This window comes from Pseudomonas sp. SORGH_AS_0199, from assembly GCF_031453735.1.
In the GTDB taxonomy this organism is placed as follows: domain Bacteria; phylum Pseudomonadota; class Gammaproteobacteria; order Pseudomonadales; family Pseudomonadaceae; genus Chryseomonas; species Chryseomonas aestiva.
The window spans coordinates 66,411-89,076 of the sequence record NZ_JAVJAE010000001.1 but is presented as its reverse complement, the minus strand read 5'-3'; the positions used below and the strand labels follow the sequence as shown (position 1 = coordinate 89,076).

At 61.6% G+C, this 22,666-nt stretch carries 13 protein-coding genes, 2 tRNA genes and 3 rRNA genes; 14 read left to right on the top strand and 4 right to left on the bottom strand.

Translation table 11 applies throughout. The annotated features are described in order from the left end of the window. Positions 1 to 16: 16 nt before the first annotated feature. Together QE444_RS00420 and QE444_RS00415 are read right to left on the bottom strand one after the other, a co-directional pair. Complete coding sequence (locus QE444_RS00420) at positions 17 to 829, bottom strand: cyclic nucleotide-binding domain-containing protein (RefSeq protein ID WP_187980476.1); 813 nt, start codon at positions 827 to 829, stop codon at positions 17 to 19. Positions 830 to 959: 130 nt separating this feature from the next. Further along, the gene (locus QE444_RS00415) at positions 960 to 2,507 is read right to left on the bottom strand and encodes a bifunctional aminoglycoside phosphotransferase/ATP-binding protein (protein WP_285389584.1); all 1,548 of its coding nucleotides are present in this window, start codon (positions 2,505 to 2,507) and stop codon (positions 960 to 962) included. Between the two features lie 153 nt (positions 2,508 to 2,660). On the opposite strand from QE444_RS00415, the gene mrcB reads away from it, so the two are divergent. The 3 genes from mrcB to QE444_RS00400 are packed head-to-tail and all read left to right on the top strand — an operon-like array spanning position 2,661 to position 6,114. Then, positions 2,661 to 5,003: a penicillin-binding protein 1B gene (mrcB, locus tag QE444_RS00410; protein ID WP_285389582.1), complete on the top strand. Its 2,343-nt coding sequence runs from the start codon at positions 2,661 to 2,663 to the stop codon at positions 5,001 to 5,003. A gap of 35 nt (positions 5,004 to 5,038) precedes the next feature. Beyond that, positions 5,039 to 5,788 carry a tetratricopeptide repeat protein gene (locus tag QE444_RS00405; RefSeq protein WP_285389642.1) on the top strand — a complete coding sequence of 250 codons (750 nt, stop codon included), beginning with the start codon at positions 5,039 to 5,041 and terminating at the stop codon, positions 5,786 to 5,788. Beyond that, complete coding sequence (locus QE444_RS00400) at positions 5,788 to 6,114, top strand: YqcC family protein (protein ID WP_133861910.1); 327 nt, start codon at positions 5,788 to 5,790, stop codon at positions 6,112 to 6,114. Before QE444_RS00405 ends, QE444_RS00400 begins: the two co-directional genes overlap by 1 nt. 1 nt (position 6,115) lies before the next feature. Here the strand turns inward: QE444_RS00400 and QE444_RS00395 are convergent, their stop codons facing one another. Further along, on the bottom strand, positions 6,116 to 6,580 hold the full coding sequence (locus tag QE444_RS00395; protein WP_133861909.1) for a DUF4124 domain-containing protein: 465 nt from the start codon (positions 6,578 to 6,580) through the stop codon (positions 6,116 to 6,118). A gap of 398 nt (positions 6,581 to 6,978) precedes the next feature. On the opposite strand from QE444_RS00395, the gene QE444_RS00390 reads away from it, so the two are divergent. The 9 genes from QE444_RS00390 to rrf all read left to right on the top strand — a co-directional run bounded on the left by QE444_RS00390 (position 6,979) and on the right by rrf (position 17,063). Next, a complete protein-coding gene (locus QE444_RS00390; RefSeq protein WP_133861908.1) occupies positions 6,979 to 8,703 on the top strand; it encodes an acetolactate synthase 3 large subunit in 1,725 nt (574 codons plus the stop codon). Between the two features lie 2 nt (positions 8,704 to 8,705). After that, a complete protein-coding gene (gene ilvN, locus QE444_RS00385; RefSeq protein ID WP_007159690.1) occupies positions 8,706 to 9,197 on the top strand; it encodes an acetolactate synthase small subunit in 492 nt (163 codons plus the stop codon). A gap of 26 nt (positions 9,198 to 9,223) precedes the next feature. Beyond that, positions 9,224 to 10,240 carry a ketol-acid reductoisomerase gene (gene ilvC / locus QE444_RS00380; protein WP_273862350.1) on the top strand — a complete coding sequence of 339 codons (1,017 nt, stop codon included), beginning with the start codon at positions 9,224 to 9,226 and terminating at the stop codon, positions 10,238 to 10,240. A 164-nt stretch (positions 10,241 to 10,404) separates the two neighbouring features. Next, positions 10,405 to 11,259, top strand: a complete 855-nt coding sequence (pssA, locus tag QE444_RS00375) for a CDP-diacylglycerol--serine O-phosphatidyltransferase (RefSeq protein WP_133861906.1) — start codon at positions 10,405 to 10,407, stop codon at positions 11,257 to 11,259. 567 nt (positions 11,260 to 11,826) lie between these two features. Further along, positions 11,827 to 13,363 (top strand): 16S ribosomal RNA (locus QE444_RS00370). A gap of 97 nt (positions 13,364 to 13,460) precedes the next feature. Next, positions 13,461 to 13,537: transfer RNA gene (locus QE444_RS00365), tRNA-Ile, on the top strand. Positions 13,538 to 13,543: 6 nt separating this feature from the next. After that, a tRNA-Ala gene (locus tag QE444_RS00360) sits at positions 13,544 to 13,619 on the top strand. 278 nt (positions 13,620 to 13,897) lie between these two features. Continuing rightward, positions 13,898 to 16,790, top strand: a 23S ribosomal RNA gene (locus QE444_RS00355). Between the two features lie 157 nt (positions 16,791 to 16,947). Continuing rightward, positions 16,948 to 17,063 (top strand): 5S ribosomal RNA (rrf, locus tag QE444_RS00350). Together the 16S, 23S and 5S rRNA genes with 2 tRNA genes alongside form the textbook arrangement of a ribosomal RNA operon. Before the next feature lie 508 nt (positions 17,064 to 17,571). Here rrf and uvrA read toward each other — a convergent pair. Beyond that, complete coding sequence (uvrA, locus tag QE444_RS00345; RefSeq protein ID WP_187980474.1) at positions 17,572 to 20,406, bottom strand: excinuclease ABC subunit UvrA; 2,835 nt, start codon at positions 20,404 to 20,406, stop codon at positions 17,572 to 17,574. A 269-nt stretch (positions 20,407 to 20,675) separates the two neighbouring features. On the opposite strand from uvrA, the gene QE444_RS00340 reads away from it, so the two are divergent. Continuing rightward, positions 20,676 to 22,064: an MFS transporter gene (locus QE444_RS00340; protein WP_280311458.1), complete on the top strand. Its 1,389-nt coding sequence runs from the start codon at positions 20,676 to 20,678 to the stop codon at positions 22,062 to 22,064. Positions 22,065 to 22,089: 25 nt separating this feature from the next. Beyond that, positions 22,090 to 22,644: a single-stranded DNA-binding protein gene (gene ssb / locus QE444_RS00335; protein ID WP_158893811.1), complete on the top strand. Its 555-nt coding sequence runs from the start codon at positions 22,090 to 22,092 to the stop codon at positions 22,642 to 22,644. Positions 22,645 to 22,666: the final 22 nt, after the last annotated feature.

Below are 22,666 nucleotides of genomic sequence, written 5' to 3'. Positions count from 1 at the left end.
TATTCGAGAATATTTCTTAATTACTGCCAGCGGGGCACTCCGGGGCAGTGCGCAGGCGAGTGACTTCTTTGTTCAGCGTATCGATATGGCGCGCCATGTTCTCGATCAGGCTGTGGGCGATGCGCGGGGTGGTCTCCATCAGCGAGACGAACTGATCCTGGGGAATCACCAGCACAGTGCAGACGGTCTTGGCGATGACGCTGGCGGTACGCGGCGTATGGGTGAAGACCGCCAGGGCGCCGACGATCTCGTCCTGGCAGACCTCGCCGACCTTGCAGCCATCCACCCAGGCCTCGGCATGGCCTTCGGTGATGACGAAGACATGCTCGGCGGAGTCGCCCTGGCGGATGATGACCTCGCCGGCGGCATAGCGACGGAAGCCGGTCGCCGGCTGGGTGACTGGCGGCTTGAGCCGGATCAGCGCCTGGGCCAGCAGCGACTGCTGGCCCAGCATGTACCTCAGCAGGGCATCGCGCTGGACCGGCGTGGCGGTGGCCGCCGCGAGAAAGGTCTCGCGGTCGTAGGGCAGCACCCGCACGTCGGCCTCGCTTTCGTAGTTGAGGATCGGCAGGTCCAGGGTGCGCCCCAGGCCGATCAGATCGCCCTCGCCGAGCTGGAACAGCGCCCGCTGATCCAGCACCACCCGCAGCGGGCCGCGCTGGATCAGATAGACCTCGTCATTGCGCATCCAGTCCTGCAGCAGGGCGGCGGGACTCAGCTGCAGCGGCTGCCGGCTCGGCGCCACACCACTGACCAGCCGCGCCGGAATGGCCTGCAGCGCCTGACGCAGCTGATCGACATAGGGAGGCTGATCGCCGATGAGGTACATGGTGCCAATTCCTTCTTGTTACGCAGAGGTTGTGACGTGGGTCGCACGATAAGCCGCTCGTCGGCGACCGTAAATCCACAACTCCACGAGCTGTGACGGAACGCTTGTTCTGCCTCCCAGGAGGTCGCGGTCAGACCGGCGCGCGACCCAGGCGGCGCAGCAGTCGAGCCGGCAGGGCCTCCAGCTGTCCCGCGCGCTCCAGCTCCACCACCAGCGCCCGATCCTGCTCGGCGGGTTCGAGCGGATCCTGCGCCTGGCGCTGGGCTGCCACCACCGCGAGGGTGGCTTCGGAAGGATCGGTCCCCTCGGCCTGGCGCTCCTGCAGCCAGCGGGCGATGAGTTCGTCGTCCGCCTGGCAGTCGATGATCAGCAGGGGGGCGGCCTGGGCTTCGGCCAGGGCCTGGGCCGCGGCGCGCTGGGCCTGCTTGAGATAGGTGGCGTCGAGCACCAGCGGATAGCCGGCCGCCAGCACCTGGGCGCCGATCTCGTGCAGTCGCGCATAGGTGGCTTCGCCGGCTGCGGCGCTGTAACGGGTGGCTTCGTCGCTGTCGACATAGAGGCGCTGGCGCTCGACATCGGATCTCAGGCGAATGACGCCGAGCGCCTCGACCAGGGCCAGGGCCACGGTGCTCTTGCCGATGCCCGAGACGCCATGCATCACCGCCGCGAAGGGCTGAGGCACCTGGGTGTAGCCCTCGGCCAGGGCCGTGTAGCTGCGATAGCTGGCGAGGATCTCGGCCCGCAGCGCCGGCTCCTCGGCCTGGCCCAGGCGGAACAGGGCGATCTTGGCGCGCACCATGGCGCGATAGGCCTTGTAGAAGTCGAGCAGGGCAAGACCGGCATAGTCGCCGGTCGCCTCGAAGTAGGCGTTGACGAATCTGTTGCTCAGCGCCTTGAGACCCCGGTCTTCCAGGTCCATGGCCAGGAAGCCGGCATCGCCCATGGTGTCGGTCAGGCGGAAGGGCTCGTTGAACTCGATGCAGTCGAACAGCACCACCTCGCCGTCGAGCAGGGTGGCGTTGGCCAGGTGGATGTCGCCGTGGCATTCGCGGATGAAGCCGTCTCGGCAGCGGGTCTCGAACAGTGGCAGCAGGCGGGCGTAGCTGGCTTCGGCCCAGGCTTCCAGCTGATCGAGCTGCTTGAGGTCGGCCGCCTCGCCGAGCATGGCGCGGATCTGCTCGAAATTCTGCCGCACCGGCGCCATGGCGGCGTCCGGGGTGCACAGCGGATGCTCGGTTGCCACCTGGGGCGCTGCCAGGTGGAAGCGGGCGATCTGGGCGGCCAGGGCATCGATGTGCGCCTCGGTCAGTTCGCCGCGTTGCTGCACTTCGCTGAGCAGCTGGCTCTGGGGGAATTCGCGCATGCGCAGGGCGTATTCGATCACCGGACCGCTGCCATCCAGCTCGGGAGCACCTTCGCTGCCGGTGATGGCCACCACGTCCCGGTAGAGATCGCGGGTCAGGCGCTGATTGAGGCGCAGCTCCTCACGGCAGAAGTGACCGCGGGCCTCCAGGTCGGTGAAGTCGAGGAAACCGAAGTTCACCGGCTTCTTGATCTTGTAGGCGACCTCGCCGGTCAGCACGACCCAGGAAATATGGGTTTCGATCACCCGGAACGCCGAGGTGGGGTGGGGATAGAGCGCCGGGTTCTGCAGGGCGGAAATCAGGAGCTGGCTCACGGGCGGTCCTTGTAGGAAATGGATGGCGGCATTATCGCTGCCAGGGCGGTCCATGCAAGCCACGACACCGGGAAGGGGCATCCTTGAACCCCAGCTGACGAAGCGCTTGTGGGCCGCTGTCGGCCAACGGGCAAGTGCGTATAATGCGCCGCCATGAAGCGACCCCGATCCTCTCGTTCCCGCAAGCGCAAGACCTTTGACTGGCGCCGTCTGTCCGGCTGGGCAGTCAAGCTTGGTCTGGTCGCGCTGGTAGCCCTGGCTGGCGTATGCATCTATCTGGATGCCGTGGTCCAGGAAAAATTCTCCGGCAAGCGCTGGACCATCCCGGCCAAGGTCTATGCCCGGCCGCTGGAATTGTTCAATGGCGTCAAGCTCAGCCGTGACGACTTCCTCACCGAACTCGATGCCCTCGGCTATCGCCGCGAGAAGACCGTGGACGGCCCCGGCAGCGTCTCCGTGGGTGCCTCCACGGTCGAGCTGAACACCCGCGGCTTCCAGTTCTACGAAGGCGTCGAACCGGCCCGGGCGATCCGCGTGCGCTTCGCCGGCGGCACCGTCTCCGGCGTCAGCGCCCTGGATGGCAGCAACCTGGCCGTGGCCCGCCTGGAACCGCTGATGATCGGCGGCATCTATCCGGCGCATAACGAGGATCGCATCCTCATCAAGCTCGACCAGGCGCCGCCGCACCTGGTCGATGGCCTGGTGGCCGTCGAGGACCGCGAGTTCTGGCATCACCACGGCGTCTCGCCCAAATCCATCGCGCGCGCCGTCTGGGTCAACGCCACCAGCGGCCAGGTGCGCCAGGGTGGCAGTACCCTGACCCAGCAGCTGGTCAAGAACTTCTATCTCACCAACGAGCGCAGCATCACCCGCAAGGGCACCGAAGCCCTGATGGCGCTGCTGCTGGAGCTGCACTACAGCAAGCAGGAAATCCTCGAGGCCTATCTCAACGAGGTATTCCTCGGTCAGGATGGCTCGCGCGCCATCCACGGCTTCGGTCTGGCCGCCCAGTACTTCTTCGGCCGGCCCTTCAGCGAACTGAAACTGCATCAGGTCGCCCTGCTGGTCGGTCTGGTGAAGGGTCCGTCCTACTACAACCCGCGTCGCTATCCCGAGCGCGCCATGGCCCGCCGCAATCTGGTACTCGACCTCATGGCCGAGCAGGGCGTGGTCAGCGCCACTGAGGCCGAGGCCGCCAAGGCCCGCCCGCTGGGCATCACCAAGGCCGGCAGCCTGACCAACAGTTCCTTCCCGGCCTTCGTCGACCTGGTCAAGCGTCAGCTCAAGCAGGACTACCGCGACGAAGACCTCACCGAGGAAGGGCTGCGCATCTTCACCAGCTTCGACCCCATCCTGCAGACCAAGGCCGAAGCGGCCATGGCCGAGGCTTTGAAGCGCATCGATGGTCGCAAGGGCGCGGAAAACGTCGAGTCGGCCATGGTGGTGACCAATCCAGAAACCGGTGAGGTCCAGGCGCTGCTGGGTGGCCGCGATCCGCGCTTCGCCGGCTACAACCGCGCCCTCGATGCGGTGCGCCAGGTCGGTTCGCTGATCAAGCCGGCGGTCTATCTCACCGCCCTGGAACGCCCCAGCAAGTACACCCTGACCACCCTGATCCAGGACGAGCCCTTCTCGGTGAAAGGCGCCGACGGCCAGGTCTGGCGGCCGCAGAACTACGAGCACAAGGCGCACGGCACCATCTTCCTCTATCAGGGGCTGGCGCATTCCTACAACCTCTCCACGGCGCGCCTGGGCCTGGACCTGGGGCTACCCGAGGTGCTCAAGACCGTCGAGCGCCTGGGCGTGAGTCGCGCCCTGCCGCCTTATCCGGCGACCCTGCTCGGTGCCGGCGCCCTGACGCCCATGGAAGTGGCGACCATGTACCAGACGCTGGCCAACGGCGGCTTCAATACCCCGCTGCGCAGCATCCGCAGCGTGCTCGACGCCAATGGCGAGCCGCTCAAGCGCTATCCGTTCCAGATCGAGCAGCGCTTCGATACCGGCGCCATCTACCTGGTGCAGTACGCCATGCAGCGTGTCATGCGCGAGGGCACCGGCCGCTCGGTCTACAACCAGATCCCCACCAGCGTGAACCTGGCGGGCAAGACCGGTACCACCAACGATTCCCGCGACAGCTGGTTCTCCGGCTTCAGCCAGGATCTGCTGGCGGTGGTCTGGCTGGGTCGCGACGACAACGGCAAGACACCGCTGACCGGTGCCACCGGCGCCCTGCAGGTCTGGAGCAACTTCATGCGCCGCGCCGATCCGGTCTCCCTGGATATGCCGGTGCCGGACAACATCACCCAGGCCTGGGTCGATGCCACCACCGGCCGCGGCACGGATCCCTCGTGTCCCAATGCCGTGCAGATGCCTTATATTCGCGGCAGTGAACCGCCAGCGGGCGCCTCCTGTGGCGCGCCGGCCGCACCCGCCACCGGCGGTAACGGCAACAGCGGCAGTCCGGTCATGGATTGGGTCAAGGGTTGGTTGAATTGAGAGGTCCCAAGGTGACGAAAGCAGTCTGGCCGGTGATGATCGCCGGTGTTCTCCTCGCCGGTTGCGCCGCGCCGCAGCGTGGCGCCATCCCCGTGGTCGATTCCGGCGGTCCGGTGTCCAACGGCGAACTCTATCGCCAGGGCAAAAACCGGCCCCTGCCGGCGCAGCGCCAGGCCCCGGTGGCCGCAGCGCCCAGCGCACCGGCCGATGCCGGGGTGACCGTCATGGTGCCGGGCGGCAGTTCCGCGCCTCTGGAGACCTATGCCGCGCCGGCGGCCTCGGCGCCGCTGATCACCTCGTCCAGCCCCGGCACGCCGCCCGCCCAGGCGCCGGTGCAGCCCAGCTATTCGCAGCCGGTCTATCCGCCCGCCACTCAGGGCGCCGCCGCTGCCAGCAGCGCGCCGACTGGCATCCCCTCCGCCAGCACTTCCACGGGCGGCGGCCTGGCTGCCGACGAGCAGCTCGACGGTCCGGTGCTGGCCCTGCTGACCACCGCCCAGCAACAGCAGGGTGGTGGCGATCTCAACGGCGCCTCCTCGAGCCTGGAGCGCGCCATGCGCATCGCCCCGCGCGAGCCCCAGGTGCTCTATCGCCTGGCCCAGGTGCGCCTGGCGCAGAACGATCCGGCCCAGGGCGAGCAACTGGCCCGTCGCGCCCTGACCTACGCCAATGGTCGTCCGGCCCTGCAGGCCAGTCTCTGGCAGTTGATCGCCCAGGCCCGCGAAGCCCAGGGCGATGCCTCCGGGGCCGCCCTGGCTCGGCAGAAGGCGCAGGTGGGTACCTGATGGACGAGCGCCTGCCCGCCCTGGCCGATCAGCTGCTGCAGATCGAGCGTGAATTGCGCCTGCTCGGCTGGTGGTCGGCGCAGGCGCCCAGCGCCGAGGCCCTGGCCAGCCAGGAGCCCTTCTGCGTCGATACCCTGAGCTTTGCCCAGTGGCTGCAGTGGATCTTCGTGCCACGGATGAAGCTGATCATCGAAAGCGATGCGGTGCTGCCGGCGCGCTCGGGCATCCGGCCGATGGCCGAGATGGTCTACCAGGGCAATCTCGATCCGGTCCTGCCCCTGCTCGCGTCCCTGGCCGAATTCGACCGCATCATCGAAGGCCCCTGAGCTACTTGCCGCAGTTCTGCTCGATGGACAGCTGGGTCTCGGCCAGCCGCTGCTGACGCTCCTCTTCGCTCAGCCGCCGCGTCTCACCACGACCGGACTGCACCAGGATGCGTGGATTGTTGCGCAGCTGCGCCAGATTCTGGCGCGCCTGGTCGCACTGCTCCTTGAGCTTGTTCTGCTCCTCGCGCACCTGCGCCTTCACCTGGCGATCCAGCTCCTGCTGCTGGGCATCGTTGGACACCGACGGCTGCTGGGCGCCGTTGGGCATCTTGTAGGTGGGCGCAGTGCCACCGCCATTGATCTGCGGCGCCGTCTTCACGTCCACCTCGTTGGCCTTCTGGCCCTCGGGCGGCTGGGCACTGAAATGGGTGACACCCTTGTCGTCGGTCCACTTGTAGACCTGCGCGGCCTGGGCGGACAGGCTGCAGGCGAAAGCCAGGGCGGAAAGCCAGAAGATCGAGCGCATGGGAATCCTGGAAGGGGAGAGGACAGGACTTCACTATAAGAGGAGACGTCGACCTTTTCATCACGGCTGATCGCCGACGACCGATTGCGCCCGGTTGCACCTTTCGGCTTGACTTGCACCGGTCGAATGCGAACAATCCAAAGTTCGCTGTAGCGAGTCGGCCCAAAGCTGACTGCTCGGCAGACCATGAGGTGCCTACCCGCGCCGCCACAGTCAAATACCCTGCACCGCGTTACCTCGCGTCGGGTGGAAGCTCCAGCATTCATCGGAATCTTCCAACAAGGCTTTCTAGGCAGCTGAATCGTCGGTGACCACCGTCGCCCATGCTCTGCCTTGCAGTCAACCGAACCTTGAGCGTCCACCAATGGGCGCTCGCCATGCGTGGAATGAGGTGATACGTGGAGCTATTAACTGGCGCTGAGATGGTCGTCCGCTTCTTGCGCGACGAGGGCGTGAAACACATCTACGGGTACCCGGGCGGTGCCCTGCTGCACATCTACGACGCCCTGTTCAAGGAACCGGCGCTGAACCACATCCTGGTTCGTCACGAGCAGGCCGCCACTCACATGGCTGACGGCTATGCCCGCGCCACCGGCAAGGCCGGCGTGGTCCTGGTGACCTCCGGCCCCGGTGCGACCAATGCCATCACCGGCATCGCCACCGCCTACATGGACTCCATCCCCATGGTGGTCCTGTCCGGGCAGGTGCCGAGCAACATGGTGGGCACCGACGCCTTCCAGGAAACCGACATGGTCGGCATCTCCCGGCCGATCGTGAAGCACAGCTTCATCATCAAGCATCCCTCCGAGATCCCCGAAGTCCTCAAGAAGGCCTTCTACCTCGCCGAGTCCGGCCGTCCCGGTCCGGTGGTGGTCGACATCCCCAAGGACATGGGCGATCCGACCAAGAAATTCGAATACGTCTATCCGAAGAAGATCAAGCTGCGCTCCTACAATCCGGCGCAGCGCGGTCATTCCGGGCAGATCCGCAAGGCCATCGAAATGCTGGTGGCGGCCAAGCGCCCGGTTCTCTACGCCGGTGGCGGGGTCATCCTCGGCGGCGCCTCCGCGGCCCTCACCGAGCTGGCGCGCCTGCTCAACCTGCCGGTCACCAATACCCTGATGGGGCTCGGCGGCTATCCGGGCAGCGATCGCCAGTTCCTCGGCATGCTCGGCATGCACGGCAGCTACCCGGCCAACCTGGCCATGCACCACAGCGACGTCATCCTCGCCGTGGGCGCACGTTTCGATGACCGCGTCATCAACGGCGCCACGCGCTTCTGCCCGAACGCCAAGATCATCCACGTCGACATCGACCCGGCGTCGATCTCCAAGACCATCAAGGCCGACGTGCCCATCGTCGGTCCGGTCGACAGCGTCCTCACCGAGATGGTCGCCGTGGTCCGCGAGCTGAGCGAGAAGCCCCACGCCGAAAGCCAGGCCGCCTGGTGGAAGCAGATCGAGGAATGGCGTGGCGGTCGCGAGATGTTCCCCTACGACAAGGGCGACGGCAGCATCATCAAGCCGCAGACCGTCATCGAGACCCTGTACGACGTCACCGCGGGCGATGCCTACATCACCTCGGACGTGGGCCAGCACCAGATGTTCGCCGCCCAGTACTACCGCTACGACAAGCCCAATCGCTGGATCAACTCCGGCGGCCTCGGCACCATGGGCTTCGGCTTCCCGGCGGCCATGGGCGTCAAGCTCAACTTCCCGGACGCCGACGTCGCCTGCGTCACCGGTGAAGGCAGCGTGCAGATGAACATCCAGGAACTCTCCACCTGCATGCAGTACGACCTGCCGGTGAAGATCGTCTGCCTTAACAACGGTGCCCTGGGCATGGTCCGCCAGTGGCAGGACATGCAGTACAGCAGCCGCTACTCCCACTCCTACATGGAATCCCTGCCGGACTTCGTCAAGCTGGCCGAGGCCTATGGCCACGTCGGCATGCGCATCGAGCGTCTGGAAGACCTCAAGCCGATGATGGCCGAGGCCTTCGCCATGAAGAATCGCCTGGTCTTCCTCGACATCGCCGTGGACAACACCGAACACGTCTATCCGATGCAGATCAAGGATGGCGCGATGCGCGACATGTGGCTGAGCAAGACGGAGCGGACCTGAACATGAGACACATCATCTCCCTGCTGCTGGAAAACGAGCCCGGCGCCCTGTCCCGCGTGGTCGGCCTGTTTTCCCAGCGCAACTACAACATCGAAAGCCTCACAGTCGCCGCGACCGAAGATCCGACCCTGTCGCGCCTGACCCTGACCACCATCGGCCAGGAAGAGACGGTCGAGCAGATCACCAAGAACCTCAACAAGCTCATCGAGGTGGTGAAGCTGGTCAACCTGTCCGAGAGCGCCCACATCGAGCGCGAACTCCTGCTGATCAAGGTCAAGGCCACCGGCGCCCAGCGCGCCGAGGTCAAGCGCACCACCGATATCTTTCGCGGCCAGATCGTCGATGTCGGCAGCAGCGTGTATACCATTCAGCTGGCGGGCACCAGCGAGAAGATCGACAGCTTCATCCAGGCGATCGGCGCCGCGTCCATCCTCGAGGTGGTGCGTAGCGGCGTGACCGGAATTTCCCGTGGCGACAAAGCCCTGAGCATCTGATACCCCCTTTTCCAGGAGAACCTGCAATGCGCGTTTACTACGACAAAGACTGTGACCTTTCCATCATCCAGGGCAAGAAGGTCGCCATCATCGGCTACGGCTCCCAGGGCCACGCCCACGCCTGCAACCTGAAGGACTCCGGCGTCGACGTCGTCGTCGGCCTGCGCAGCGGCTCGGCCACCGTGGCCAAGGCCGAGGCCCATGGCCTGACCGTCAAGCCGGTCAAGGACGCGGTCGCCTCCGCCGACGTGGTCATGATCCTGACCCCCGACGAATTCCAGTCCAAGCTGTACAAGGACGAAGTCGAGCCGAACCTGAAGCAGGGCGCCACCCTGGCCTTCGCCCACGGTTTCGCCATCCACTACAACCAGGTCGTGCCCCGCGTTGACCTGGACGTCATCATGATCGCGCCCAAGGCCCCGGGTCACACCGTGCGTTCCGAGTTCGTCAAGGGCGGCGGCATCCCTGATCTGGTCGCCGTCCACCAGGACGCTTCCGGCAATGCCAAGAACGTCGCCCTGTCCTACGCCTGTGGCGTCGGCGGCGGCCGTACCGGCATCATCGAAACCACCTTCAAGGACGAGACCGAAACCGACCTGTTCGGTGAGCAGGCCGTGCTGTGCGGTGGTGCGGTCGAGCTGGTCAAGGCCGGTTTCGAAACCCTGGTCGAAGCCGGCTACGCGCCGGAAATGGCCTACTTCGAGTGCCTGCACGAACTGAAGCTGATCGTCGACCTCATGTACGAAGGCGGCATCGCCAACATGAACTACTCGATCTCCAACAACGCCGAGTACGGCGAGTACGTGACCGGCCCCGAGGTGATCAACGCCGAGTCGCGCGCCGCCATGAAGAATGCGCTCAAGCGCATCCAGAACGGCGAGTACGCCAAGATGTTCGTGGCCGAGGGTGCGTCCAACTACGCTTCCATGACCGCCTACCGTCGCAACAACGCGGCTCACCCGATCGAGCAGGTCGGCGAGAAGCTGCGGGCCATGATGCCCTGGATCGCGTCGAACAAGATCGTCGACAAGACCAAGAACTGATCGGGCAGGGCGTCAGCCCTGTAACGAACAGTAAAGACGCGGCTTCGGCCGCGTTTTTTATTGCACTGCCCACGACCCCGGCAATGCCTTAGCATGGGAGGTTAGGCTGAACCCTATCCTCAAGAGGTCAGTCCAATCCGTCAGGTAATGCCGAAGGAAAATCCATGAGCGAGCGTCCCGAAGAAACCCCGTCCAACACCAACACCGACGGCCTCATCCCCGTGGATGAACACATCGAGGAGACGCAGGACGCCCAGGGGCGCAAGATCAGACGCCGTGGCGTGTACCTGCTGCCCAACCTCTTCACCACCGCGGCGCTCTTTGCCGGCCTCTATTCGATTATCAAGGGTGTTGCGGCTCAGACCGCCTTCATCCAGGGGCAGTACGAGATTGCCTCTGCCGGTTTCTCGGCCGCCGCCGCCGCCATCTTCATTGCCATGGTCCTCGATGGCCTGGATGGCCGCGTCGCCCGTATGACCAACACCCAGAGCGCCTTCGGCGAGCAGTACGATTCGCTCTCCGACATGGTCGCCTTCGGCGTCGCGCCGGCGATCCTGGCCTTCCAGTGGGCACTGAGCGGCCTGGGTAATGTCGGCTGGGCCGTTGCCTTCATCTATGTGGCAGGCGCCGCCTTGCGTCTGGCGCGCTTCAACACCCAGATCGGTTCCGTGGACAAGCGCTACTTCATCGGCCTGGCCAGTCCTTCCGCGGCGGCCCTGGTGGCTGGTACCGTCTGGTGCTTCAGTGACTTCGGCATTCAGGGCTCCAAGCTGTCCCTGCTGGTAGCCCTGATGGTCGCCGCGGCTGGCATGCTCATGGTCAGCAACTTCAAGTACTGGAGCTTCAAGACCCTGGGCCTGAAAGGGCGGGTGCCCTTCGTGGTCATCCTGATCGCCGTGCTGGTCTTCGCCGTGGTCTTCACCGACCCGCCGCGCGTTCTGTTGTTGGGCTTCCTGGCCTATGCCGTCTCCGGCCCCTTCACCACCCTCTGGCGCAATCGTCGTGTCGGTCGCGGTTAGCCGCACGATAGGTCTATAGGAAAGGGGGCTGCGCAAGCAGCCCCCTTTCTTTTTTGGCCTTTGTGAAAATAATCGGTTGACCTGCCCCGAAACTCCCCTATAATGCGCCCCACTTCCGGCGCAGACGCTGAAGCGGCTTGAAAATCAAGCACTTAGGTCTGAGCCGGGCGAGGGGTCCACGGACTCTTCGCTGTTTGGTCTTCACCTCCGGGTGATGACGAGATGAAGCGGAGGGGGTTGACAGCGTCTCAGGATGCTGTAGGATTCGCCTCCCGCTGCCGAGATTGGCTAGACCAGTCAGGCAAGCGCAAGTGGTTGAGTTGAAACGAAAAAGTTCAAATCAACGCTTGACAGGATGTGAGGACAGCGTAGAATGCGCGCCTCGGTTAGCGACACGGTCGCAACCAACTGCTCTTTAACAAGTTGAATCAAGCAATTCGTGTGGGTGCTTGTGAGATAAGTCTGGTGTCGCAAGATTATCAGCAACACAAGTAACTCGTGAATTCATGAGTTTTTTGCGATTGCTGAGCCAAGTTTAGGGTTTTCTCAAAACCCGATCAGTCTACTTAACTGAAGAGTTTGATCATGGCTCAGATTGAACGCTGGCGGCAGGCCTAACACATGCAAGTCGAGCGGATGAGAGGAGCTTGCTCCTCGATTCAGCGGCGGACGGGTGAGTAATGCCTAGGAATCTGCCTAGTAGTGGGGGACAACGTTTCGAAAGGAACGCTAATACCGCATACGTCCTACGGGAGAAAGTGGGGGATCTTCGGACCTCACGCTATTAGATGAGCCTAGGTCGGATTAGCTAGTTGGTAGGGTAAAGGCCTACCAAGGCGACGATCCGTAACTGGTCTGAGAGGATGATCAGTCACACTGGAACTGAGACACGGTCCAGACTCCTACGGGAGGCAGCAGTGGGGAATATTGGACAATGGGCGAAAGCCTGATCCAGCCATGCCGCGTGTGTGAAGAAGGCCCTCGGGTCGTAAAGCACTTTAAGTTGGGAGGAAGGGCTTGCAGCGAATACCTGTGAGTTTTGACGTTACCGACAGAATAAGCACCGGCTAACTTCGTGCCAGCAGCCGCGGTAATACGAAGGGTGCAAGCGTTAATCGGAATTACTGGGCGTAAAGCGCGCGTAGGTGGCTTGATAAGTTGGATGTGAAATCCCCGGGCTCAACCTGGGAACTGCATCCAAAACTGTCTGGCTAGAGTGTGGTAGAGGGTAGTGGAATTTCCAGTGTAGCGGTGAAATGCGTAGATATTGGAAGGAACACCAGTGGCGAAGGCGACTACCTGGACTAACACTGACACTGAGGTGCGAAAGCGTGGGGAGCAAACAGGATTAGATACCCTGGTAGTCCACGCCGTAAACGATGTCAACTAGCCGTTGGGATCCTTGAGATCTTAGTGGCGCAGCTAACGCATTAAGTTGACCGCCTGGGGAGTACGGCCGCAAGGTTAAAACTCAAATGAATTGACGGGGGCCCGCACAAGCGGTGGAGCATGTGGTTTAATTCGAAGCAACGCGAAGAACCTTACCTGGCCTTGACATGCTGAGAACTTTCCAGAGATGGATTGGTGCCTTCGGGAACTCAGACACAGGTGCTGCATGGCTGTCGTCAGCTCGTGTCGTGAGATGTTGGGTTAAGTCCCGTAACGAGCGCAACCCTTGTCCTTAGTTACCAGCACGTTATGGTGGGCACTCTAAGGAGACTGCCGGTGACAAACCGGAGGAAGGTGGGGATGACGTCAAGTCATCATGGCCCTTACGGCCAGGGCTACACACGTGCTACAATGGTCGGTACAAAGGGTTGCCAAGCCGCGAGGTGGAGCTAATCCCATAAAACCGATCGTAGTCCGGATCGCAGTCTGCAACTCGACTGCGTGAAGTCGGAATCGCTAGTAATCGTGAATCAGAACGTCACGGTGAATACGTTCCCGGGCCTTGTACACACCGCCCGTCACACCATGGGAGTGGGTTGCTCCAGAAGTAGCTAGTCTAACCTTCGGGAGGACGGTTACCACGGAGTGATTCATGACTGGGGTGAAGTCGTAACAAGGTAGCCGTAGGGGAACCTGCGGCTGGATCACCTCCTTAATCGAAAGATGTCAGCTTGCTGGCAAGCACCCACACGAATTGCTTGATTCACTGATAGAAGAGCAATTGAGTTAGTTAGACTCAAGGTAAGACGATTGGGTCTGTAGCTCAGTTGGTTAGAGCGCACCCCTGATAAGGGTGAGGTCGGCAGTTCGAATCTGCCCAGACCCACCAATCGATGGGGCCATAGCTCAGCTGGGAGAGCGCCTGCCTTGCACGCAGGAGGTCAGGAGTTCGATCCTCCTTGGCTCCACCATCTCCACCTAACCGCTAACGCAATTGCTTGAAAAGCTCAGAAGTGAGTGTTCGCCGACGCGAATCCTGACTTCTGGTCTTTGATCAGAACTGTTCTTTAAAAAATTGGGAAAGTGATAGAAGTAGACTGCATTAACTGTTTTCACTGGCAGTTAGTGTCGTCAAGGTAAAATCTTGCGAACTCAAGCGCAAGTTTTCGGCGAAATGTCGTCTTCACTCATGTAACGCCTGCAGATCGGTAGCGTCCTTGGATGCCAGCGAGATTGCTTGGGGTTATATGGTCAAGTGAAGAAGCGCATACGGTGGATGCCTTGGCAGTCAGAGGCGATGAAAGACGTGATAGCCTGCGATAAGCTTCGGTGAGGTGGCAAATGACCTGCGACCCGGAGATCTCTGAATGGGGAAACCCACCTAGCATAAGCTAGGTATCTTAACCTGAATCCATAGGGTTAAGAGGCGAACCAGGGGAACTGAAACATCTAAGTACCCTGAGGAAAAGAAATCAACCGAGATTCCCTTAGTAGTGGCGAGCGAACGGGGACCAGCCCTTAAGTTGATTTGAGAGTAGCGGAACGCTTTGGAAAAGGCGGCCATAGTGGGTGATAGCCCTGTACGCGAAACGCTCTTATCAATGAAATCGAGTAGGACGGGGCACGAGAAACCCTGTCTGAATATGGGGGGACCATCCTCCAAGGCTAAATACTCCTGACTGACCGATAGTGAACCAGTACCGTGAGGGAAAGGCGAAAAGAACCCCGGAGAGGGGAGTGAAATAGAACCTGAAACCGTATGCGTACAAGCAGTGGGAGCCTACTTTGTTAGGTGACTGCGTACCTTTTGTATAATGGGTCAGCGACTTATTTTCAGTGGCGAGCTTAACCGAATAGGGGAGGCGTAGCGAAAGCGAGTCTTAATAGGGCGTTTAGTCGCTGGGAATAGACCCGAAACCGGGCGATCTATCCATGAGCAGGTTGAAGGTTAGGTAACACTGACTGGAGGACCGAACCCACTTCCGTTGAAAAGGCAGGGGATGACTTGTGGATCGGAGTGAAAGGCTAATCAAGCTCGGAGATAGCTGGTTCTCCTCGAAAGCTATTTAGGTAGCGCCTCATGTATCACTCTGGGGGGTAGAGCACTGTTTCGGCTAGGGGGTCATCCCGACTTACCAAACCGATGCAAACTCCGAATACCCAGAAGTGCCGAGCATGGGAGACACACGGCGGGTGCTAACGTCCGTCGTGAAAAGGGAAACAACCCAGACCGTCAGCTAAGGTCCCAAAGTCCTGGTTAAGTGGTAAACGATGTGGGAAGGCTTAGACAGCTAGGAGGTTGGCTTAGAAGCAGCCACCCTTTAAAGAAAGCGTAATAGCTCACTAGTCGAGTCGGCCTGCGCGGAAGATGTAACGGGGCTCAAACCAGGCACCGAAGCTACGGGTATCACCTTTGGTGATGCGGTAGAGGAGCGTTCTGTAAGCCTGTGAAGGTGAGTTGAGAAGCTTGCTGGAGGTATCAGAAGTGCGAATGCTGACATGAGTAACGACAATGCGAGTGAAAAACTCGCACGCCGAAAGACCAAGGGTTCCTGCGCAACGTTAATCGACGCAGGGTGAGTCGGTCCCTAAGGCGAGGCTGAAAGGCGTAGTCGATGGGAAACGGGTTAATATTCCCGTACTTCTAGTTACTGCGATGGGGGGACGGAGAAGGCTAGGCCAGCTTGGCGTTGGTTGTCCAAGTTTAAGGTGGTAGGCTGACTGTTTAGGTAAATCCGGACAGTTAAGGCCGAGAGCTGATGACGATCCTTCTTTTAGAAGGAGAAGTGGTTGATGCCATGCTTCCAGGAAAAGCCTCTAAGCTTCAGGTAACTAGGAACCGTACCCCAAACCGACACAGGTGGTCGGGTAGAGAATACCAAGGCGCTTGAGAGAACTCGGGTGAAGGAACTAGGCAAAATGGCACCGTAACTTCGGGAGAAGGTGCGCCGGTGAGGGTGAAGGGTTTACCCCGTAAGCTCATGCCGGTCGAAGATACCAGGCCGCTGCGACTGTTTATTAAAAACACAGCACTCTGCAAACACGAAAGTGGACGTATAGGGTGTGACGCCTGCCCGGTGCCGGAAGGTTAATTGATGGGGTTAGCGCAAGCGAAGCTCTTGATCGAAGCCCCGGTAAACGGCGGCCGTAACTATAACGGTCCTAAGGTAGCGAAATTCCTTGTCGGGTAAGTTCCGACCTGCACGAATGGCGTAACGATGGCGGCGCTGTCTCCACCCGAGACTCAGTGAAATTGAAATCGCTGTGAAGATGCAGTGTATCCGCGGCTAGACGGAAAGACCCCGTGAACCTTTACTGTAGCTTTGCACTGGACTTTGAGCTTGCTTGTGTAGGATAGGTGGGAGGCTTTGAAGCGTGGACGCCAGTCTGCGTGGAGCCATCCTTGAAATACCACCCTGGCAATCTTGAGGTTCTAACTCTGGTCCGTTATCCGGATCGAGGACAGTGTATGGTGGGCAGTTTGACTGGGGCGGTCTCCTCCTAAAGAGTAACGGAGGAGTACGAAGGTGCGCTCAGACCGGTCGGAAATCGGTCGTAGAGTATAAAGGCAAAAGCGCGCTTGACTGCGAGACAGACACGTCGAGCAGGTACGAAAGTAGGTCTTAGTGATCCGGTGGTTCTGTATGGAAGGGCCATCGCTCAACGGATAAAAGGTACTCCGGGGATAACAGGCTGATACCGCCCAAGAGTTCATATCGACGGCGGTGTTTGGCACCTCGATGTCGGCTCATCACATCCTGGGGCTGAAGCCGGTCCCAAGGGTATGGCTGTTCGCCATTTAAAGTGGTACGCGAGCTGGGTTTAGAACGTCGTGAGACAGTTCGGTCCCTATCTGCCGTGGACGTTTGAGATTTGAGAGGGGCTGCTCCTAGTACGAGAGGACCGGAGTGGACGAACCTCTGGTGTTCCGGTTGTCACGCCAGTGGCATTGCCGGGTAGCTATGTTCGGAAGAGATAACCGCTGAAAGCATCTAAGCGGGAAACTTGCCTCAAGATGAGATCTCACTGGAGCCTTGAGCTTCCTGAAGGGCCGTCGAAGACTACGACGTTGATAGGTCGGGTGTGTAAGCGCTGTGAGGCGTTGAGCTAACCGATACTAATTGCCCGTGAGGCTTGACCATATAACACCCAAACAATCTGACCGCGGTCAGAGCGTGAGGAAGACGACGCCGAAAACGGCGCGTGGGTTCGCAAGACCCAAGACGAGTTGTCTACTTCGATCACAGACCCAATTGGGCCAGCCAGGCAGCCTCATCGCCTGGTCAGCCAACCGAATTGCTTGACGAACATAGAGCATTGGAACCACCTGATCCCTTCCCGAACTCAGAAGTGAAACGATGCATCGCCGATGGTAGTGTGGGGTTTCCCCATGTGAGAGTAGGTCATCGTCAAGCGCCTAACACCCAGCACCCCCGCTCAGTTCATTCTGGCGGGGGTGTTGTCTTTGGGGTGGGAAAAGTTTGGCCGGGCGTCAGGGGCTTGAGCGCTGGGAGCGGCTAAGCGGCTAGCGGAAGCCTGACGCGGCGTGGCTGAGGGTGCCCTCACCCTAGCCCTCTCCGGGGAGAGAGGAGACCAAAAGGGCGCGGCGGCGGCGTTGGAGCAGTGCCTGCTAGGCAGGTGCAGCTTTACGTCCGCAAGAGCCCAACAGCCCAGCTGCGCCGGGCTGTTGTGCTTGAAGCGCGGCACAGGACCGTCGTAGGTTGGCGCTGAGCGCAGCGAAGCCCAACAATCAGCTCCGCTGCAGGGATCAAGCGAACGGCGGCGGGTCGGGGCGGTGAGGGGCAGGGGTTGGCTTCCGGAAGTTGGGCTTCGCTGTGCTCAGCCCAACCTACCGCATCTTTACGTGAGCAAGAAAAAGCCCGGCATTGGCCGGGCTTTTTGCGTTCTGGAAGGTGCCGAAGATTACTCCCGGTCACGTTCCAGCAAGGGCTTGAGGAAGTGGCCGGTATAGGACTTCTTGTTCGCCGCGACCTCCTCGGGTGTACCTGTCGCGATGATCTGACCACCCTTCGAACCGCCTTCCGGGCCCAGGTCCACCAGCCAGTCGGCGGTCTTGATGACATCGAGGTTGTGCTCGATCACCACCACGGTATTGCCGTGATCCCGCAGGCGATGCAGAACGTCCAACAGCTGCTGGATATCGGCGAAGTGCAGACCGGTAGTAGGCTCGTCAAGAATATAGAGTGTCTTGCCGGTATCACGCTTGGACAACTCCCGCGCCAGCTTCACACGCTGGGCCTCGCCGCCTGACAGGGTCGTAGCGCTCTGGCCGAGACGGATATAGGACAGGCCGACATCCATCAGCGTCTGCAGCTTGCGCGCCAGGGCCGGGATCGACTCGAAGAAGGCATGGGCCTCTTCGATGGTCATGTCCAGCACCTCGGTGATGGTCTTGCCCTTGTACTTCACCTCCAGGGTCTCGCGGTTGTATCTCTTGCCCTTGCAGACGTCACAGGCGACATAGACGTCCGGCAGGAAGTGCATCTCCACCTTGATGACGCCGTCGCCCTGGCAGGCCTCGCAGCGGCCGCCCTTGACGTTGAAGGAGAAGCGCCCCGGGGTGTAGCCGCGGGAGCGGGATTCCGGGACGCCGGAGAACAATTCGCGAATCGGGGTGAAAAGACCGGTGTAGGTCGCCGGGTTGGAACGTGGCGTCCGGCCGATGGGGCTCTGGTCGATGTCCACCACCTTGTCCAGGTGCTGCATGCCGTCGAAGCTGTCATGGGCGGCGACTTCCAGGGTCGTCGCGCCATTGAGCGCCGTGGCGGTCAGCGGGAAGAGGGTGTTGTTGATCAGAGTCGACTTGCCGGAGCCGGATACCCCGGTCACGCAGGTCAGCAGCCCAACGGGAATCTCCAGATTGACGTTCTGCAGGTTGTTGCCGCGGGCACCCTTTAGCTTCAGCAGCTTCTTCTTGTCCCGCGGCGTGCGCTTGGCGGGGACTGCGATCTTCTTGCGACCCGACAGGTACTGCCCGGTCACCGAGTCGGGGTGCTGCATAACCTGGTCGGGCGTACCTTCCGCAATGATCTGGCCGCCGTGTACGCCGGCGCCCGGACCTATGTCGATGACATAGTCCGCCAGGCGGATGGCGTCCTCGTCGTGCTCGACGACGATGACGGTGTTGCCCAGGTCGCGCAGGTGGGTCAGGGTACCCAGCAGGCGCTCGTTGTCGCGCTGGTGGAGGCCGATGGAAGGCTCGTCGAGGATGTACATGACGCCCACCAGACCCGCACCGATCTGGCTGGCCAGGCGGATACGTTGCGCCTCGCCGCCGGACAGGGTGTCCGCGCTGCGATCCAGGGTCAGGTAGTCCAGGCCGACGTTGACCAGGAACTGCAGGCGCTCGCGGATCTCCTTGAGGATCTTGTCGGCGATCTGCTGCCGCTGGCCCTTGAGGGTGAGGTCTTGGAAGTACTGGGTGGCATCGCCCACGGGCAGGCGGGTGACCGCCGGCAGGGTCTTGTCGCCGACCCACACATGCCGGGCTTCGCGGCGCAGGCGGGTGCCATTGCAGTCCGGGCAATGCTGGGTGCTCAGATACTTCGCCAGCTCTTCGCGCACGCTCTGGGATTCGGTCTCGCGATAACGCCGCTCCAGATTCGGCAGGATGCCTTCGAAGGGGTGGGCGCGCTTGACGATGTCGCCGCGGTCATTCAGATAGCGGAAGTTGACGCTCTCGCGTCCGGAGCCGCTGAGGACCGCCTTGCGGTGCTTGTCATCGAGACCCTTGAAGGGCTCGTCCAGGCTGAAGCCATAGTGGCTCGCCAATGAGCCGAGCATCTGGAAGTAGTAGACGTTGCGCCTGTCCCAGCCGCGGATGGCGCCCTCGCTGAGGCTGAGCTCCTCGTTGACCACACGGCGGGCATCGAAGAACTGCTTCACGCCCAGGCCGTCGCAGGTCGGACAGGCACCGGCAGGGTTGTTGAAGGAAAACAGCTTGGGCTCCAGCTCGCCGATGGAAAAGCCGCAGATCGGACAGGCGAAACGCGCGGAGAAGACGATCTCCTCACCCTTCCCGCCTTCCATGGGCGCGATGATGGCGATGTCGTCGGCCAGCTTCAGCGCCGTCTCGAAGGATTCCGCCAGGCGTTGCTGGAGGTCTTCGCGCACCTTGAAGCGATCCACCACCACCTCGATGGTGTGCTTCTTCTGCTTGTCGAGCTTGGGCAGTTCGTCCATCTCGTGCAGACGGCCATTGACGCGGACGCGGACGAAGCCCTGGGCGCGCAGTTCCTCGAATACCGAGAGGTGTTCACCCTTGCGCTCGCGCACGATGGGGGCGAGCAGCATCAGCCGCTCGCCTTCCGGCATGGCCAGCACCTGATCGACCATCTGGCTGACGGTCTGGGCTTCCAGGGGCACGTCGTGTTCCGGGCAGCGGGGCGTACCGACGCGCGCATAGAGCAGACGAAGGTAGTCGTAGATCTCGGTGATGGTACCCACGGTGGAGCGCGGGTTGTGCGAGGTGGATTTCTGCTCGATGGAGATCGCCGGGGACAGGCCTTCGATGGTGTCCACGTCGGGCTTTTCCATCATCGACAGGAACTGCCGGGCATAGGCCGACAAGGATTCCACGTAGCGGCGCTGGCCTTCGGCATAGAGGGTGTCGAACGCCAGCGAAGACTTGCCGGAACCGGACAGGCCGGTAATGACGATGAGCTTGTCCCGGGGGAGGGTAAGGTCGATGTTCTTCAGATTATGGGTGCGGGCCCCACGGATGAGGATTTTATCCACGTAGACTTCTGCCTCGTTTTGGCGGCGCTTCAATAGGAAAGAGGTCTCGTCCCGGGCTGCGGCTATCTGCCGCGCCTGTGAGAGAGGGGGTAAGGCTGGTAAAATTGGTGGCCCGACAGCGGTGATCGGGCGTTCGTGATCCTGGCGGTCGGGAACGTTCGGACGAGCGCTCGGCTATCTTCACCGCTTCCTCCCTAAATGGTCATTGTCACGACTGTTTTAAAGATGTGTGGCGACGTAAAAGCCTGTCGCCGACGAGAGGATTATCAATGCTCGACAAGCGCAGTGAAGCCATGAACGGCGTCGAACGCCGTGCCGCCCTAGGGCTGGCTCTGGTCTTCGCCTTTCGTATGCTCGGTATGTTCATGGTGCTCCCGGTCCTGGCGACCTATGGTCAGGAGTTGGCTGATGCCACCCCGGCGCTGATTGGCCTGGCCATAGGTGCCTATGGTTTGACCCAAGCGGTTCTGCAAATTCCCCTGGGGACGCTGTCCGATCGCATCGGTCGCCGCCCCATCATCATTGGTGGACTGCTGGTGTTCGCCCTTGGTGCCGCCATTGCCGCCAATGCCCACTCGATCTGGGGCGTCATCGCCGGTCGTATCGTGCAGGGCGGCGGTGCCATTTCGGCCGCCATCATGGCGCTGCTGTCGGATCAGACCCGCGAGCAGCATCGCACCAAGGCCATGGCTACCATCGGCATGAGCATCGGCGTGTCCTTTGCCGTGGCGATGGTAGCCGGACCGCTGCTGACCCGTGCCTATGGTCTGGCCGGTCTGTTCTGGGCGACCTGCGGGCTGGCACTGGTCGGCTTGCTGATCGTGCTGTTCCTGGTTCCTCACCAGGCCTCGCCCTTCACCCATCGAGAGTCGAATCTGGCGCGTCAGGCGCTGGGCGCCACCCTGCGCAATCGCGATCTGCTGCGGCTGGACTTCGGTATCCTGGCGCTGCACGCTGTGCTGATGGCCAGTTTCGTCGTCCTGCCGCTGGCCCTCGCCGAACACGCCGGCCTGCCCAAGGAAGAGCACTGGTGGGTTTACCTGACCGCACTGGTGGTCGGCTTCTTCGCCATGGTTCCCTTCATCATCTATGGTGAAAAGAAGCGACGGATGAAGCGCGTGCTGGTGGGTGCCATCAGTGTGCTGGTGCTCTGCGAGCTGTACTTCTTCTTTTTCAGCGACAGCCTGGTGGCCCTGGTCATTGGCATCGTGGTGTTCTTTACCGCCTTCAACCTGCTGGAGGCCTCGCTGCCGTCACTTGTGAGCAAGGTGGCACCTGCAGGCGGCAAGGGCACCGCCATGGGGATCTATTCCACCAGTCAGTTCCTTGGTTCCGCATTGGGCGGTATCCTCGGTGGCTGGCTGTTCCAGCATGGTGGCCTGTCCACCGTCTTCCTGGGTTGTGCGGCGCTTTGCCTGGGATGGGCGGTGGTAGCTGGCACGATGCGAGAACCGCCCTATGTCACCAGTCTGCGTTTGCCGGTTACGCCCGCGCTAGTCAACGACCAGGGATTGGTCGGACGCCTGTTGGCCCTGGCCGGAGTGACCGACGCGGTAATGGTGGCGGAAGAACAAGCCGTCTACATCAAGATCGATACTAAAATCGTCGATCGGGCGCAACTGGAGCGACTGGTAAGCCAAACGCCAGTCGCCGCTTGATCGACAGCCCTATCAGGAGATTCATATGGCCCGTGGCGTCAACAAAGTCATCCTCGTCGGCAATGCCGGCGCCGATCCCGAAACCCGCTACATGCCCAATGGCAATGCGGTGACCAATGTCACCCTGGCCACCAGCGAAAGCTGGAAGGACAAGCAGACCGGCCAGCAGCAGGATCGCACCGAATGGCACCGTGTGGTGTTCTTCGGTCGTCTGGCAGAGATCGCCGGCGAGTACATCCGCAAGGGCTCCCAGGTCTATGTCGAAGGCAGCCTGCGTACCCGCAAGTGGCAGGGTCAGGACGGTCAGGATCGCTACACCACCGAAATCGTGGTCGATATCAACGGCAACATGCAGTTGCTGGGTGGCCGCGGTGGCAATGCCGGTGGCAACGATGAATACAACCAGAGCGCCCCTGCGCCCCAGCAGCAGCGTGCCCCTCGTCCCCAGCAGTCGGCTCCGCAGTACGACAACGGTGGCAATGCCGGCTCTGGCAACAGTCGTCCTCAGCAGCAGCCCAAGCCCCAGCAGCAGCCGGCTCAGCAGGACTACGACAGCTTCGACGACGACATTCCCTTCTAGGGCCTCGTTGATCAGGCAAAGA